The following is a 16,226-nucleotide window of genomic DNA, read 5'->3' on the forward strand; positions in this document are numbered from 1 at the left end:
ACCATTCGCACCGGAGTTAAACAGCTCAGAAAGGCTATGGGAGTGGATGCGGGAGCATGACTTATCAAACAAAGCATTTTCAGGTTATGAAAATATTGTAGATTGTTGCTGTGAAGCTTGGAATAACCTTTGCAGCGAAGCTGGTCGACTGTTCAGTCTGTGCTCCCGTGATTGGGCAGTTATACAGTAGTTAGAAAATTCAATTGGTATAAACTTGCTGCCAAGACACCCCATTTCCTCCAGTTACAAGGCCTAGGACAGCCAGCAGCTAGAGGGGTTCCAGCAGTTTCTCCGGCTACATCTCCAGATGCTCAAGATTGGACAGTTGTAGGTAAGAATGGTGTTGTACCAGGAACTAAAGTTTAATTTAAAACTGTTGTTTGCTTGAGTAAGGCGGTAAGGCCTGAAAAAAGCAACACCACGAACCGGGGGTAACCCCGGTTTTTTTTTGCATCCATACGTAATTCTTTTTGAGTACTCGCGATCTGTGGGGGTGAGGGCATTGATGTGGTGTTTGAGTTACACCCTGAAACTGTTCCTGCCGTTATATCGATTTATCCCCCACTATGGTTCATAGTATTTCCTGTAACCTATATACCCGTTGCCTTTCAGTTGCTACTTTGTTGGCTGCACTCGATCACAGGAAAGCCAGCCCGGCATGGTCACATAGTGTTTCTATGCTCCCATGGCTTCGCTCATTTATCGCCGCATAGCAACCTGAAATCCATTGGGTATAAGTACCCAACCATATGAAATCCTATTTTCTGATTCAGTGGTCAGCCACTCCCGGCAACTGCTCCATGCGTTACTCTAACTCCTGCATCCATGCAGATGTGCAGAGTGTTACCGCTACGATCTCATAGCTACGGCTATGCTCACTCCACTGAGCCTTGCATAGTAATACCAATTTCACTTTCTAACTCCCTATTGCGCTAACGGCCTGAAGCGTATTCCTGTGTTGAACCTCCTCGCCATAGCTACGGCTATGACTTGTCACTTTGCCTTTATGCCCTTCAGGGGATTGTCTTACACTCCCGCCCATCATGCTCATAACGGGTTTAGAAAGTTTAATTGGTATAACTAACCACTAAGCCAGAGTTATTCGATTTCATATGATCAGGTATTTACAGAGTCATCTTGACTGGCCTTTGAGCGGCGCTTCTCTGCAAGCTGGGTTTCAGGTTATTAGCCATTACTGGCGCGGACATGGCATGACTGCTTAATGTCGGGTGGGCAGGTCATCAAGCTCCTGGGACATAAGGTCATCAAAGGCCGGGTCACCAGGAATGGTATGTTCTTCTTTTGCCCAGGCACCAAAGTCAATCAGTTTGCAGCGCTCTGAGCAAAAAGGGCGGTACTTACTTTCGGGAACCCACTTCACGGCTTTTCCGCACTGTGGGCATTTAACGGTTTTGGACATACTTGAAACCAGATCGCTTTGAAAAAAGTTATACCCATCGCCTCGGGGCATTTTTGAGACAGCTGATTATACCCGCAGCCTTTGCAGTTGCTATTTTGTGGGCTGCGATTGCTCACGCGAGCGTCAGCCCGATCCGGTCACCTATTACATGTAAGCTCCGGGTGGTTTGCTCTCTTGTCACCGCGTAACAACGTCAAACCCTTTGGGTATATATGATTCTATGTGGCCAGTTTAAAGAATCGATCCTAAGCTGATGGGCATCACCAGTTGGGAAATGCCCAGGGCAGTCAGTTTATTTCAGGTGGCTGTGGGGGAGGCGCATCCTGAATCTTGGGCTTGGAGCTGCCTAATAAACCGAAGGTAAGCGTGCTCCAGATCGATGGATCCACGTCTTCAAACACCTTGTAACCAACAAAATTGCCGTTCTTGTCCAGTGCCGGGTGGTTCGGGTAGTTCAGTCTCAATACCTCCAGGGCTTCACCGGCGGGCTCTGGCAGCTCCAGGTGTTGATAACCTTCTACCATAATGGCCAGTGCTTCGGGAACGGCGGGTGTTTGCTGCATATTTTCGACAACATAGCGCCCACGGTTGACCGCAGCGACATAGGCCTTGCGTTTCAGATAATAGTTAGCGGCATGAATTTCATATTCTGCCAGCCGGTTACGAAGGGCAATCATTCGCTGGCGGGCATCAGGCCCGTATTTGCTATCAGGGTAGCGGCTCAGTAATTCAGAAAACTCATTAAACGATACCCGGGCCTGACCAGGATCACGACGGGTCAGATCCATCGGGAGGTATCGTTCCAGCAGACCCATGGACGCCGTGTTGGACGCCAGCCCTTTCATGTAATAGGCGTAGTCTGCATCAGGGTGCTGTGGGTGCAGCCGGATAAAACGGTCAGCTGCCGCTTTGGATGCTTCAGGCTCGGCATTTTTGAAGTAGGCGTAAATGATATCCAGCTGTGCCTGTTCGGCAAATGCTCCAAAAGGGTAGCGGGACTCAAGGGTTCTCAGCGATTTAATGGCTTCAGAGTATCGGCCGTCATCAATGGCCTTGCTGGACAGCTGATAAAGCTCGGCCTCAGAGAGGGATTCCGGGAGTTGCTCTTTATCGTCGGTTGATGCACAACCAGCCAGAATGATGGCTGCAAACACCATCAAAATGGATCTCGTCACAAACGAGGGCAGCAACCGGGGAAATTTTGCAGTCAACTTTTCAGTCAAGATTGTCATGGTATTGATTGGTTTCCGTACTCTCTCCGTGCTCTGCGCATATCAGAGGCTGCCGAAGAATAAAGTAGCTGAAGCTAGCCAGGAATGGTGTAACTTACCACAGCGTTAAAAATGCTGTGATAAAGGCGCATCATTTTCTGTTGCTCTCCACAACCACTCAGGCCTCAGAGACTTCTTGTGATAAACTCTTCGAACCGATAAAAAGACTTATTCAAACCTGCATTTAAACATAGTATGCCGGAAAACGAAAAGACAAGATTTTCCGGTGTCTTTGTTACAGCCATGTACTGTTTGAGTTGTCGGTACTGTAAGTAGATTTCTGAATTGAGTGTTGCTGAATGGGCGAAGTTATTAAACAAAGTGTCACGGTGCCTGATGATCAGGGTGGTCGTCGATTTGATCAGGTAGCTGCGGCCTGTTTTCCGGAGTTTTCCAGAGCCCGTCTGCAGGACTGGATTCGTGACGGTTTTCTGGTGGTTGATGGCGAGACCCGTAAACCCAAAGAAAAACTCTATGGCGGAGAAAAGCTGTCGCTGTTGGTTGAGGTTCAGCCGGAAGGACAATGGGAGCCGGAAAATATCCCACTTGATGTTGTTTATGAAGATAACGATATCATTGTGATCAATAAGCCTGCCGGTCTGGTTGTTCATCCTGCGGCGGGAAACTATACCGGGACGCTGCTGAATGCTCTGCTGCATCACTACCCGGACAATGCAACCTTGCCAAGGGCTGGGATTGTACACCGGCTGGATAAGGACACGACGGGTCTTATGGTCGTTGCCCGTTCTCTGGCAGCGCATACAGACCTTGTTGCACAGTTGCAGGATCGTACGGTTCATCGTGAATATGAGGCCGTTGTGCGCGGCGTAATGACAGGTGGGGGCGTGGTTGATGCACCAATAGGTCGACACCCCCAGAACCGTTTGAAGATGGCCGTCGTTCGGGGTGGAAAGCCTTCTGTTACCCACTATCGGGTAGTGAAGCGTTATAAAGCGCATACGCATATCCGACTTAACCTGCAAACGGGCAGAACGCATCAGATTCGTGTGCATATGAGCCATCAGCACTTCCCTCTGGTGGGGGATGATCTTTACGGCGGTGGCCTTAAGCTGCCCAAGTCATGTCCGGCTGAGCTGGAAAAAGTTCTGAGGGCATTTCGGCGCCAGGCCCTTCATGCCCGCCAGTTGGGCCTTATCCACCCGGTAACGGGTGAATACATGGAGTGGGAAGTGCCTTTGACTGATGATTTCCAGATGTTGCTGGACAGCCTAGCTGAAAATGAGCCTGCCTCTGATTGAGACCATAAGGAGAACTTGAGTGAGCAGTGAACGCTATCTCTGGGCTGACTGGCCTGCGCCCGATGGTGTTAAGGCATTGGTGACATCCCGAAATGGTGGGGTGAGTGAAGCTGGTTTTTCCAGCTTCAACCTTGGGCTTTACTCGGGTGATGATCAGGAAAGCGTTCGGGCAAATCGACAGCTGCTTCAGCAGGATCTTGATCTGACCTCATCCCCGCTGTGGTTAAAACAGGTGCATGGTATAGACGTTGCGGATACGGATGTTGATGGTCAGGAAGCTGAGGCAGATGCGTCGGTTTCCCGCAAGCCAGGACTGGCCTGTGCTGTGTTAACGGCGGACTGTTTGCCGGTTCTGTTCTGTAATCAGGAGGGAACTGTGGTTGCTGCGGCTCATGCGGGTTGGAAAGGCTTGGTAGCCGGGGTTCTGGAAGCGACGGTCAGATCGATGAACGTACCAGCAGATACGATCATAGCCTGGTTTGGGCCAGCGATTAGTCAGCATCATTTTGAGATTGGGCCAGAAGTCAGAGAACAGTTCCTGGCGGAAGATATGAATTGCTCTGAAGCATTTATTCCCGGCAAGGGGGATCGCTGGTTTGCAGATCTGTATTCACTGGCACGCAGGCGGCTGAACAGACTTGGCGTTAGCCATGTATACGGTGGTGAGTTCTGCTCTTATGACCAGTCTGATCTCTTCTATTCTTACCGCCGGGATGGAAAAGAGTCGGGCAGGATGGCATCGTTGATCTGGCTGGAAGCCTGAACCCCTGTTCAGATCACCAGGTTTAAATGATTCAATAGGAGGCGAAGCAGTTGCTTGCTGCTGTATGTCGCCTAGCTATTCTATTGGGGGCTGGTTTCTGCAGCCCCTTTATAAATTTGCTGCTCAAGCTCATCAATATCAATATTTGTACAACTACTGATCAATTGATTGGCTTGTGAATACTCAGCCTGATCCCAATGCTCTTGCAGCCCTGACAGTTGCTCTCCCGTTAACTCCACAACCACGTACATGGTATAGCCATAGAGGTTTTCTTTATCGCTGTTTTCAGGGCTGTGAGTGGTCACGCCTCTCAGTGGGTAAGGGACTTTAAAACTGCCACCAGTGCCATGACGAACCGCCAGTTCAGCAAAGTTCAACAGTATCTCATCGGGAACGAAGCTTTCACGATCCACAATATTGGCAGGGATCAGCATTAATTGTGTGTGTGCAAGTTCATTAACATGGGGAATGGAGATGAAGCCACCGGGTTTAGCCACTCTGGTAAAATGCTGGATACACGATTTTTGCCTGTGATCGGGTAACTGATGCAAGCCTAAAGAGGCTGACACCAGGTCATACTTATCCAGATCACTCTCTGGTGGTTCCAGAGGCAGGTTCAGGTCCTCGTAGCGAACATCTTCAATAAGCCCGTCAGCTGCTTTATTCTTTCTATCAACAAGGGCTTTTAAATTACTGCCATCAACATCCGATAAGGTCAACGCCACTTTATGACCTTGTTGCTGAAGGGCGGCTGCCGTAGTGGCAACAGCAGCGAATTTTGGCCCGGTGCACAGGTCATAAATATAGAAGGTACGGTCTTGATGATGAGCAGTCCTGTTTTCACTATCCGTTGTAACCGCCGAGTCCTGACAAGCTGTTAAAGCGTTAGTGGTTGCCTTGGAAGCGAATGTCATGAGTTCTTTTAGCCCCCGACCAAAGATTTCCAGACGCTGGGTAAAGTGTGGACACGACGCATTGGCTGTTTGGTTTCCATGATAATTGAATGCCTGATTTTTCATGGCTTTTAATTTTTCATGTGTCAGGTATTTTCCATCGCCACCAAATCCATTCCAGTGAAGGTGTTGCGCTATTCCCAGAAAACCCGTATTTTCTGGTTCGTAGTGGATTGATATCAGGGCTTTCGCAAGTCGCTCAAGTTCAGTATTTTCTGCATAAAAGTCTTTTGCAGCCTGCCAGTATGACTGTTGTGGTTTTTCAGTGCCGAAAACTTTGGTGATGACATCAATAGCTTTTTCAGAGGCCTCTGAAGCACGAGCCAGTCGTTTGAAAAAGCGTGTTTCTGAATGAACTTGCTCCTCCATTTCTTCGAGCCCTAAATGCTGGAATTCTGTCAGCTCACACTTGTCACGAAGAAAAATGGCAAATTTTAGGTCTATCTCTGCTGCGATCTGGAAACGTACCAATCCCAGTAAAAACTCAAACCCTAACTTTTGCTCTTCAGTAAGCTCTGAGCTCTCATGCACTCGGCAATAGAAATCTGATTGTTCTTTAACGAATACTTCAGTTTTTGTTTCCAGGGGCGTGTTAGATATTTTGTGATGGTAGTAGTGAAACTGATGTACCCAAGTCGATAAAGTGCTGGCTTCGGGCGCATCAATGTGATCCAGAAGGGCTAATGCTTCCTGAGCAATTTGCTTTTGTGGCTCGAGTAATTGTTGAGCTTGCTCTGGTTTTTCAATTGATTTGCCCTGCTGACTCCTAAACCACGCCAGGGGGCTTTCTTGTGTACTCTGTTCAGGCGTTGCGGCAGTGGCTTTACTCACATTGCCATTCATTCTCAGCTGGTGGCCGGAGGTATTGGATACTTCTGTGTTTCTGCCTTGCACCGATGTATCAGGGGTATTTCGAGAATGCAGAGGCTGCGTCACCACAGAGACTTCTGGTTCGGGGGTGCTTCGGCGGATATTTGCCTTTGTTGAGGGAGGGCTTGCTGGCCTATCTAACCTAATGCTGTCTTCAGGAGGGAGTGGGGTTTTTGCAGCTGTCGTATTGCTAATCATAAGCCAGAACTGAGTTTTTAATAACTTATTGAGTTTTTTTGATAAGAACGGGCGAGTAAAGTTCAATTTTATTGATACAGGTATGAGCCGTAAGACGGGATCTATTTACCGGGTTGTTATGTTGATATCGGGCTCAGTGGTGGTATCTCTTGTACGGCCCAGATCTGTACAAGGCGGTAATACGTCAGGAAAAAGAGGTGAATGGTGATTATGGGGCAATATTTTTTCATCTTGAAATATGGTTGCCTGCCACAATATAAAAGACATAGCACCGTTATTCGGAGAGACTTCTTATGAGAATGGATCGACTGACCAGCAAGTTCCAGTCAGCTCTGGCTGATGCTCAGTCTCTGGCAATCGGCAAAGATAACAGCCAGATTGAACCGGTACATTTGCTGCTGGCACTGATCGACCAGAAAGGGGGCTCAGTCAAGCCTCTGCTGATGCAGGTTGGTTTTGATGTAAACACCCTTCGAGGTGAGCTGACCGGCATGCTGGATCAGCTGCCTCAGGTGTCATCGCCGACCGGTGATATCCAGACCTCCCAGGCACTCTATCGAATGTTGAACCTTGCTGACAAAAAAGCACAGCAGTCAGGGGATCAGTTTATCTCCAGTGAAACCATGCTGCTGGTCATGATGGAAGACAGTGGCTCGCTTGGAAAATTACTCGGCAGTCAGGGGGTCAGCAAGAAAGCACTGGAAAATGCCATTAAAAACATTCGTGGTGGTGACGCCATTAATGACCCGAACGCAGAAGATAATCGCAACTCCCTGAGTAAATACACCATTGATCTGACAGAACGGGCAGAAGAGGGCAAGCTTGATCCAGTCATTGGCCGGGATGATGAAATCCGGCGCACGGTCCAGGTTCTGCAGCGGAGAACGAAAAATAATCCGGTTATTATTGGTGAGCCGGGTGTTGGTAAAACGGCGATTGTTGAAGGCCTTGCTCAGCGGATTGTCAACGGTGAAGTGCCGGAAGGTTTGAAAGGGAAGCGGCTGCTGTCGCTGGATATGGGGTCGTTGATCGCTGGTGCCAAGTTCAGAGGCGAGTTTGAGGAGCGATTGAAGTCGGTATTGAATGACCTGGCCAAGCAGGAAGGTCAGATTATTCTCTTTATTGATGAAATTCACACCATGGTGGGAGCCGGTAAGGCTGATGGCGCCATGGATGCCGGTAATATGCTGAAACCTGCACTGGCCAGGGGGGAACTGCACTGTGTTGGGGCTACAACCCTGGACGAGTATCGTCAATACATTGAGAAAGACGCAGCTCTTGAAAGGCGCTTCCAGAAGGTGCTTGTGGATGAGCCAACTGAAGAAGATGCCATCGCTATTCTCCGTGGCCTGAAAGAACGTTATGAGGCACATCATGGTGTTGATATCACTGATCCAGCAATTATTGCCGCGGTCAAACTGTCTCAGCGCTATATCACTGATCGACAACTGCCGGATAAGGCGATTGACCTGATTGATGAGGCAGCCAGTCGTATTCGCATGGAAATGGACTCCAAGCCAGAAGCCATGGATCGACTGGAACGCCGCCTCATTCAGCTCAAAATAGAACAGGAAGCCCTTAAGAAAGAAGACGATGAAGCGTCCAAGGAGCGTCTGGCCAAACTGAATGATCAGGTTGGTGAGCTGGAGAGAGAGTATTCCGACATGGAAGATGTCTGGAAAGCGGAAAAAGCCCAGCTGCAGGGCGGGCAGAAGCTTCGCGAAGAAAAAGAAAAACTGCTGATTGAACTGGAGGCAGCCAGACGGGCAGGTGATTTGACCAAAATGTCCGAAATTCAGTATGGCACCCTGCCGGAACTCGATAAACAGCTGGCACAGGCGGATGCCCTGGAAACTGGAGAGCATCAGCTGCTGCGAAACCGGGTAACGGAAGAAGAGATTGCCGAAGTTGTGTCCAAATGGACGGGCATTCCTGTGGCCAAGATGCTGGAAGGAGAGAAAGAAAAACTGCTGCGTATGGAAGATTCGCTCCATAAGCGGGTGGTTGGTCAGGATGAGGCTGTGGTGGCGGTGTCTAATGCTGTACGGCGCTCCCGGGCCGGGCTGGCCGATCCAAACCGTCCCAACGGCTCATTCATGTTCCTTGGCCCAACCGGTGTCGGTAAGACTGAGCTGTGTAAAGCGCTGGCCGAGTTTCTGTTTGATACGGAAGATGCCATCGTCCGTATCGACATGTCGGAGTTTATGGAGAAACATTCGGTGTCCCGTCTGCTCGGAGCGCCTCCAGGGTATGTGGGTTATGAGGAAGGTGGCTATCTGACCGAAGCTGTGCGTCGTAAGCCATACTCCCTGGTGTTAATGGATGAAGTTGAGAAAGCACATCCGGATGTCTTTAATATCCTTCTTCAGGTATTGGAAGATGGTCGTCTGACAGATGGTCAGGGGAGAACCGTAGACTTTAAAAATACCGTTATTGTCATGACTTCAAACCTGGGATCTGACCTTATTCAGACTTTCCAGGATAAAGAGACGGGTGAAACGGATTTTGAGGAATTGAAGAATACCCTGATCGAAGTGGTAGGAACGCACTTCCGGCCCGAGTTTGTTAACCGGATTGATGAGGTGGTGGTGTTCCATCCACTGGGTGCCAGTCAAATTAAATCCATCGCCAAAATACAGCTGGCTAACCTGGATCGCAGACTGGCGGACAATAACCTCCGGCTGGAGCTTTCTGATGAGGCAATGAATCAGCTGGCCGAAGTGGGCTTTGATCCGGTTTATGGTGCGCGACCATTGAAGCGGGCTATTCAGCGGAGTATCGAAAACCCGTTGGCTGAAGCCATTCTGTCCGGCAAGTATAAGCCTGGCGACACTATTAAGGTAATTGTTCAGGATGGAGAGCTGGCGTTCTCCTGACAATAGGCAAAGCCTTTATCAAATGGAGTGGATAAAGGCTTTGTAAATTCTCAGTCTACTGAGAAAACTACTGATTGAACGAATTTCCCCCAGCCTTTACGTTAGCAGTATCTTTTTCAAGGGAAGAGATTGACTGCCTGCTACTTCCTGTGACTTCAGGATACTCTTCCTCTGTTTTGTAAAATCTGCAATAGGATTTGCAAGAGGTAATTATGTATCCAGTGGTTGTATCCGATCTTGATGGGACTCTGCTCAATAAACAGCATGAACTTTCTCCCAGAACCCGCGAAGTCATTCAGCACCTGAGTGAGAAAGGTATTAAATTTATATTTGCCACTGGTCGCCACTTTCAGGATGTTGAAAGAATAAGAGCGCAGCTTGGTGTGGATATGTATCTGATCACCAGTAATGGTGCCAGAGTTCACAACCCGAAAGGTGAGCTGATCATCCAGCATGATATTACTCCTGAGCTGGTTCATCCACTTCTGTCGCTGAGAAAGCCTTTTGAAGATAAGGTTCATACCAACGTTTATAAAGGTGAACAGTGGCTGGTGGAGGTTGAGCACGAAGACCTCAATGCTTTCAGCAAAGAGAGTGGCTTTACCTATCATATGGCTGATTTTGATTCTATTGAGACCAGTGCCATCCAGAAGGTCTTTTTTGCCGCCGAGTCGCACGCTGACTTATTGCCATTGTCTGACCAGGCCCGTGAACTTTATGGTGACCAGCTTTATATGACCTACTCACTGCCTGAGTGCTTTGAAATCATGGCGCCGGGAGTGTGTAAGGGGACGGCACTGGAAGAGGTTCTCAAGCTGAAAGGCTATGGCCTGCAGGATGCTATCGCTTTTGGTGATGGTATGAATGACTTTGAGATGCTGTCCAGTGTCGGTAAAGGTGTGGTGATGGGAAATGCTGACCCATCGCTGGTGAACAGTCTGCCTGGGTTTGAGCGTATTGGTCACTGTGATGACCACTCCGTTGCTGAGTACCTGGTGCGATTGTACGCACTGTAAAGCCTGGGTCAGCCGCCTCCTGCTGCACTTTTTCGTGCAGGAGGTTGGACGGGGTGGGCAGCCAATATTTCCTTGAGAAGCGCCTGCGTGTGAGGGGAAGGGTTACATTCCTCTTTTTCCAGGGAATCCGTTATATACCGTGTGTCTTTGTTACTGGGCATTAATACATCAATCAGGCAGCGCATTAATAAGTTATAACTGCTGACAATATCCGCCTGGTAAGGCGTGAAGTCGTGAACGCCACCGTATAATGATATAAATGCCATGGCATTTCTATGAAGTCGGGCATGGTGAGATTTCAGCAGTTTCCTGACCTGTTTACCTGATGGCGTTGTTTTAATTGACTCAGCCCATGCGATAAAAAGCAGTCTCGTTTCGTCGGATCCTACCCTTGATCCCTTTCCTTGTTCAATGGCATCTTGGTTTATCTGTTTCCTGAATAAGTTTTTTTGTTGCTCTATTTCGTTAAAATCACCACGAATAACGGCTAAGACCATATTGCCTATGGACTGATCCACAGCTCTGGATCTGGTTGTTGATGGCAGCGCAATTACCTGTTGCAGGTGATTGATTCTTCGGCTTCGAATATTCTTTAAAAGTATTACAAAGGAAAAGATACGCTTAATACCCGCAACAAAGCCTTTGAAAGAAACAAAATGGCTGACTCTTTTTCCCTTAACTCTTTTCACTTTATTCTGCTGGTTACTGTTATGCAGTGGAGGGTTAGTAGTGTTTAGAGGGGGGGGATTCATTTCAGGTGGGATTTTTCTGCCTGCTACCATAGTGTTTTTCCTCGCTTGCGTATTTCTAATCGGCTGGTAAACGTATAAATTCACTTTGCAGCAATAGAGCCTGGCTGTGTACGATGACAACCTTCGATTTCCTACCGAAGCTGAGTTCAGCTATTAAGTGCGAGGTGATTTATGGGCGCTGATACTTATTGTTTGGTTAAATCTACTCCATTAGGGAGAGCGTTGATCAACTCGCCTGTCGGTATATTGGAGCTGTCTGCATCTGTCGATGGTATTTATTCAGTGCTGCTGGCAAAAGATAGGAACGAAGAGGCTGGTCAACTCAAAAACGGCAATGAAATAACCGGTTCCGTCAAAGCGGCTATCGATAGCCATCTTGAGCAGGGGGCAAAGGAACTGGAAGCTTACTTTCGTGGAGAGCTGATGCAATTCACGGTTGCGCTGGATCTTCGTGGTACTGACTTTCAGCGGCAGGTATGGCAAGAGCTGCAGCAGATTGGCTATGGGAAAAGCTGCTCTTATCAGGACATCGCCAGCAGTATCAGCCGACCTAAAGCGGTCAGGGCAGTGGGTGCTGCCAATGGGGCTAACCCGGTTGCAATCATTGTGCCCTGTCACCGGGTGATCGGGAAAAACGGTAAGCTGACCGGCTATGCCTATGGAGTTGAGATGAAGCAGTTCCTGCTGGATCTTGAGCAGGTTAATCGAAGGGAAGCGGTATAAAGCTCTCGCTGCCACGGAAGGTGAAATTGTCGTAAACGACAATTAAAAAGCACTTTTTATAACCACGAAGGGCACAGAGAATACAAAGTATTCTTTTCATAAACTTTGAGTTCTCTGTGCCCTTCGTGGTTTAAATACTTGTGCGACCTTTACTCAGGCTTCATGGCATGGGAGGAGCTTTACCAGGCTAGAGCCAGCCACCCAGGTCTTTCCAGCGGTTCACAATGGTACAGAATAGATCAGCGGTTTTTTCCGTATCGTACCGGGCGGAGTGAGCCTCTGACTTATCAAAATCAATATCTGCTTCGATACAGGCTTTGGCCAGCACCGTTTGGCCGTAGGCCAAGCCGGCCAGCGTAGCGGTGTCAAAGCAGGAGAATGGATGGAATGGATTCCGTTTTACATCGCAGCGCTCAGCCGCAGCCATGACAAACCCCAGATCGAACGCCGCATTATGCCCAACCAGCACAGCCCGGTTGCATCCCTGGCTTTTTACCGCTTTACGGACGGATCGGAAAATCTTGTTGATGGCATCCTCTTCCGCCATGGCAATTCGCAGCGGGTGGAAGGGGTCAATACCAATAAAATCGATAGCAGCCTGTTCAATATTGGCGCCTTCGAATGGCTTGATATGGTATGACTCAGAATGCCCCGGATGGATAAAACCGTGCTCATCCATTTCGATAACGGTGGCTGCAATTTCCAGCAGTGCATCCGTGGCGGCATTAAAGCCGCCGGTTTCCACATCAATTACCACGGGCAGAAAGCCGCGGAATCTGTTGGCCATGGAGTGGCTGTCATCGGCCCTCAAAGGCTTCTCCTTAACTCTTTACTGTAAAAAATACCGCGGGTTGCAACCATGTTCATGGGGGCAGTAACAGCGGTATTTTTCCTCCGCTCATGGCTGTTTTGAGCTCAGCACATGGCTATGGTTTGAGGCGCCAGGATATGGTTTCACCGGCTCTCAGAGGTTTCACCCGGTTGTCACCGAATGCAATGGATTCTGGCATGGTCCAGTCTTCTTTCACCAGGGTAATGGTGTCCTGGTTCCTGGGCAGGCCATAGAAATCGGGACCATTGAAGCTGGCAAAGGCTTCCAGTTTATCCAGGGCGCCCATCATGTCAAAGGCCTCTGCATAAAGTTCAATCGCTGCGGGTGCTGTGTAGCAGCCGGCACAACCACAGGAGGACTCTTTGGCGCCAATGGCATGCGGAGCAGAGTCGGTTCCCAGGAAGAAGCGACGATTGCCGCTTACTGCGGCCTCAAGCAGTGCCTGCTGATGCAGGTTTCTCTTGAGAATTGGCAGGCAGTAATAGTGGGGTTTGATGCCACCAACCAGCATATGGTTGCGATTATACAACAAATGATGGGCAGTGATGGTCGCGCCCAGGTTTTCTCCCCCTTCACTGACGAACTGGGCTGCATCAGCCGTGGTGATGTGCTCCATGATGATCTTCAGGGTTGGGAAGCGTTCTACCAGTTTAACCAGGTGGCGGTCAATAAATGCCTTTTCCCGGTCAAAGATATCAATCTCTGCGTCGGTAACCTCACCATGCACCAGCAGAGGGAGGCCACATTCCGCCATAGCCTCCAGGGCTTCATAAATATTGTTGAGATCAGTTACACCGGAATCCGAATTGGTGGTGGCGCCAGCAGGGTAGAGTTTGAGCGCGACCACGTCGCCCCGGTTATGGGCATTCAGAATGGTTTCACGGGACGTTTTATCGGTGAGATACAGCGTCATCAAAGGTTGAAATGCCGAGTCAGCCGGTGTGTTCTCGACAATGCGAGCTTTGTACTGGCTGGCCAGATCGGCATCCGTTACCGGTGGTACCAGGTTGGGCATAATAATCGCCCGGCCAAAGGTTCTGGCGGTTGCTGCAACCGTTTCACTCAGCACATTGCCATCACGAAGGTGGAGGTGCCAGTCATCAGGGCGGGTAATGGTCAGTATTTGGCTCATAAAGGCTCTGTTGTCATAAGTTTGCAGGGTCAGTGGCTCGTATAGCCGGTTTCCACAAGGCGGGCTGGCGCTGATGTAGTGGTGCTACATCAAACCAGTCCAACGCAGCTGGAAGGTGGCTATACGAGTCAGACTACGCGTCCCGCCTTCGGGTTCAAACCACAGCGCTCCTGACGTTGTTGCAAGAACTTAAAAGACTGACGCATTCCTGCGTTCTTGCGCCTAGTCACGAGAGCTCTGGTTTGAGCTGAGCCAGCAACCTTATGACAACAGAGCCTTAGGAAGGTACCTGTTCCGGTTATATATGATTGAACCGGATGGGCATCCTAGCGAAAAAAAGGAAATTTTGATAGTGGGGAGCTGAGAAAAGATGCATAAAAACGGTAGGTATAACCCGTATTTCCGCCTTTTTGATGATATGATCGCCAAGCTTTATCTACAGTGACCTCAGGTTTGGCCAAATAATGAGTTACGGCATCTTGGCGAAACCCGAATTATGAATTATTATTCACAAAAAAAGAATATTTATCCTTTCCTGTTATCAGGTTCCTGTTGCGGTACGTAGTTGGAGTTGAGCAATGAAAAAGATCAATAAAGTCGTTCTGGCCTATTCCGGCGGCCTGGACACCTCAGTGATTGCAAAATGGCTGGAAGATACTTACGAGTGTGAAGTCGTCACCTTTACCGCGGATCTGGGTCAGGGTGAAGAGGTCGAGCCAGCTCGGGCCAAGGCGGAAGCCCTTGGTATTAAAGAGATCTACATTGACGATCTGCGCGAAGAGTTCGTCCGTGACTTCGTCTTTCCCATGTTCCGTGCCAATACCATTTACGAAGGCGAATACCTGCTGGGTACCTCCATTGCCAGACCACTTATTTCCAAGCGCCTGATTGAAATTGCCAATGAAACCGGTGCTGATGCCATCTCTCACGGTGCCACCGGCAAAGGGAATGACCAGGTGCGTTTCGAACTGGGTGCTTATGCACTGAAACCAGGCGTTCAGGTGATTGCGCCCTGGCGTGAGTGGGACCTGAACTCACGGGAAAAGCTGCTGGCCTACTGTGATGAGCACGGTATTGAAGTGGAGCGTAAGAAAGGCAAATCACCTTACTCCATGGACGCCAACCTGCTGCACATTTCCTATGAAGGCGGCATTCTGGAAGACCCATGGGCGGAGCCGGAAGAAGACATGTGGCGCTGGTCCGTTTCTCCGGAAGCCGCGCCGGATGTGCCAACCTACCTGAACCTGACCTATCGCAAGGGTGATATTGTTGCCATTGATGGGGAAGAGATGACACCAGCCCAGGTGCTGGCCTTCCTGAACCGGATTGGTGGTGAGAACGGTATTGGCCGTCTAGATATTGTTGAGAACCGCTACGTCGGCATGAAGTCCCGGGGCTGTTATGAAACGCCTGGAGGCACCATTATGCTCAAGGCGCACCGTGCCATTGAGTCCATTACCCTGGATCGGGAAGTGGCCCACCTGAAAGATGAGCTGATGCCACGTTATGCCAAGCTGATCTACAACGGTTACTGGTGGTCACCGGAGCGGGAAATGCTCCAGAAGATGATTGATGAAAGCCAGGAGCCTGTGAACGGTGAAGTGCGCCTGAAACTGTATAAGGGCAATGTTTCTGTAGTTGGTAGACGCTCTGACGACTCGTTGTTTGATGAAAACATTGCGACCTTTGAGGACGATGCCGGTGCCTATAACCAAGGGGATGCTGAAGGGTTTATTAAACTGAATGCACTGCGGTTAAGAATTGCGGCGAATAAGGGACGAAAATTAGACTGATAGCGAAGGCCTGCATTTTAGGGTGTAGGCCGTTCATCATGTTATTAAGCGTGATCTGGATTTGTTAAAGCTGTTAGTGCAGGTACCGTATACTTTTTAGAATACAGCTTAGTCTTTTGACTACTCTTAGCTCCTTGTTTGATGATTAAGAGTGAGCCTGTAAATAATTCTGTGTAAACGCCACCAAAACTATTACTCCTTGAACCGGTCAGGAAACATAATTTCAAACCGGTTCATGGCTGCTTTCCAGTTCCTGATCGGCATGGTCCATTTCTCGGAAGCTTTTTCCATGGCCAGATAGATTACCTTCATGACTGACTCATCAGTCCGAAAAATCTTCCGGTTCTTGATCGCCTTACGAATGACGC

Annotated in this window: 12 protein-coding genes and 2 pseudogenes; 7 read left to right on the top strand and 7 right to left on the bottom strand. The window is 49.1% G+C overall.

Annotated elements, in window-relative coordinates; all coding sequences use genetic code 11:
* Positions 1–190, top strand: a pseudogene (locus AK963_RS35480) (IS630 family transposase); the annotation flags it as partial.
* A gap of 1,029 nt (positions 191–1,219) precedes the next feature.
* Here the strand turns inward: AK963_RS35480 and yacG are convergent.
* Positions 1,220–1,420, bottom strand: a complete 201-nt coding sequence (gene yacG / locus AK963_RS16940; RefSeq protein ID WP_066016638.1) for a DNA gyrase inhibitor YacG — start codon at positions 1,418–1,420, stop codon at positions 1,220–1,222.
* A 287-nt stretch (positions 1,421–1,707) separates the two neighbouring features.
* Positions 1,708–2,595 (bottom strand): outer membrane protein assembly factor BamD, encoded by an 888-nt coding sequence (locus tag AK963_RS16945; protein WP_238593760.1) that lies wholly within the window; start codon positions 2,593–2,595, stop codon positions 1,708–1,710.
* A gap of 395 nt (positions 2,596–2,990) precedes the next feature.
* Between AK963_RS16945 and rluD the strand changes: the two genes are divergently transcribed.
* Together rluD and pgeF are read left to right on the top strand one after the other, a co-directional pair.
* Positions 2,991–3,950: a 23S rRNA pseudouridine(1911/1915/1917) synthase RluD gene (gene rluD, locus AK963_RS16950; protein ID WP_066016628.1), complete on the top strand. Its 960-nt coding sequence runs from the start codon at positions 2,991–2,993 to the stop codon at positions 3,948–3,950.
* Between the two features lie 19 nt (positions 3,951–3,969).
* Positions 3,970–4,713, top strand: coding sequence for a peptidoglycan editing factor PgeF (gene pgeF, locus AK963_RS16955; protein ID WP_066016629.1), 744 nt, complete (start codon positions 3,970–3,972; stop codon positions 4,711–4,713).
* Between the two features lie 80 nt (positions 4,714–4,793).
* On the opposite strand, the gene AK963_RS16960 is transcribed toward pgeF, so the two are convergent.
* Positions 4,794–6,602, bottom strand: a complete 1,809-nt coding sequence (locus AK963_RS16960; protein ID WP_139117469.1) for a class I SAM-dependent methyltransferase — start codon at positions 6,600–6,602, stop codon at positions 4,794–4,796.
* A gap of 425 nt (positions 6,603–7,027) precedes the next feature.
* Between AK963_RS16960 and clpB the strand changes: the two genes are divergently transcribed.
* Both clpB and AK963_RS16970 read left to right on the top strand, forming a co-directional pair.
* A complete protein-coding gene (gene clpB / locus AK963_RS16965) occupies positions 7,028–9,610 on the top strand; it encodes an ATP-dependent chaperone ClpB (RefSeq protein WP_066016631.1) in 2,583 nt (860 codons plus the stop codon).
* 212 nt (positions 9,611–9,822) lie between these two features.
* The gene (locus AK963_RS16970) at positions 9,823–10,626 is read left to right on the top strand and encodes a Cof-type HAD-IIB family hydrolase (RefSeq protein WP_066016632.1); all 804 of its coding nucleotides are present in this window, start codon (positions 9,823–9,825) and stop codon (positions 10,624–10,626) included.
* A gap of 8 nt (positions 10,627–10,634) precedes the next feature.
* Here AK963_RS16970 and AK963_RS16975 read toward each other — a convergent pair whose 3' ends face one another.
* A complete protein-coding gene (locus AK963_RS16975) occupies positions 10,635–11,315 on the bottom strand; it encodes a hypothetical protein (RefSeq protein ID WP_139117470.1) in 681 nt (226 codons plus the stop codon).
* A gap of 234 nt (positions 11,316–11,549) precedes the next feature.
* Here AK963_RS16975 and AK963_RS36660 point away from each other — a divergent pair, with 234 nt between their 5' ends.
* Positions 11,550–12,101, top strand: coding sequence for a methylated-DNA--[protein]-cysteine S-methyltransferase (locus AK963_RS36660; protein WP_066016634.1), 552 nt, complete (start codon positions 11,550–11,552; stop codon positions 12,099–12,101).
* A 187-nt stretch (positions 12,102–12,288) separates the two neighbouring features.
* Here the strand turns inward: AK963_RS36660 and rnt are convergent, their stop codons facing one another.
* Positions 12,289–12,888, bottom strand: coding sequence for a ribonuclease T (rnt, locus tag AK963_RS16985; RefSeq protein WP_238593761.1), 600 nt, complete (start codon positions 12,886–12,888; stop codon positions 12,289–12,291).
* A gap of 139 nt (positions 12,889–13,027) precedes the next feature.
* Complete coding sequence (pyrC, locus tag AK963_RS16990) at positions 13,028–14,065, bottom strand: dihydroorotase (RefSeq protein WP_066016636.1); 1,038 nt, start codon at positions 14,063–14,065, stop codon at positions 13,028–13,030.
* Positions 14,066–14,643: 578 nt separating this feature from the next.
* On the opposite strand from pyrC, the gene AK963_RS16995 reads away from it, so the two are divergent.
* The gene (locus AK963_RS16995; protein WP_066016637.1) at positions 14,644–15,858 is read left to right on the top strand and encodes an argininosuccinate synthase; all 1,215 of its coding nucleotides are present in this window, start codon (positions 14,644–14,646) and stop codon (positions 15,856–15,858) included.
* Positions 15,859–16,050: 192 nt separating this feature from the next.
* On the opposite strand, the pseudogene AK963_RS35490 reads toward AK963_RS16995, so the two are convergent.
* Positions 16,051–16,226: pseudogene (locus AK963_RS35490) on the bottom strand (IS256 family transposase); the annotation flags it as partial.

The sequence above is a fragment of the Endozoicomonas atrinae genome (assembly GCF_001647025.1).
GTDB classification, from domain to species: domain Bacteria; phylum Pseudomonadota; class Gammaproteobacteria; order Pseudomonadales; family Endozoicomonadaceae; genus Endozoicomonas; species Endozoicomonas atrinae.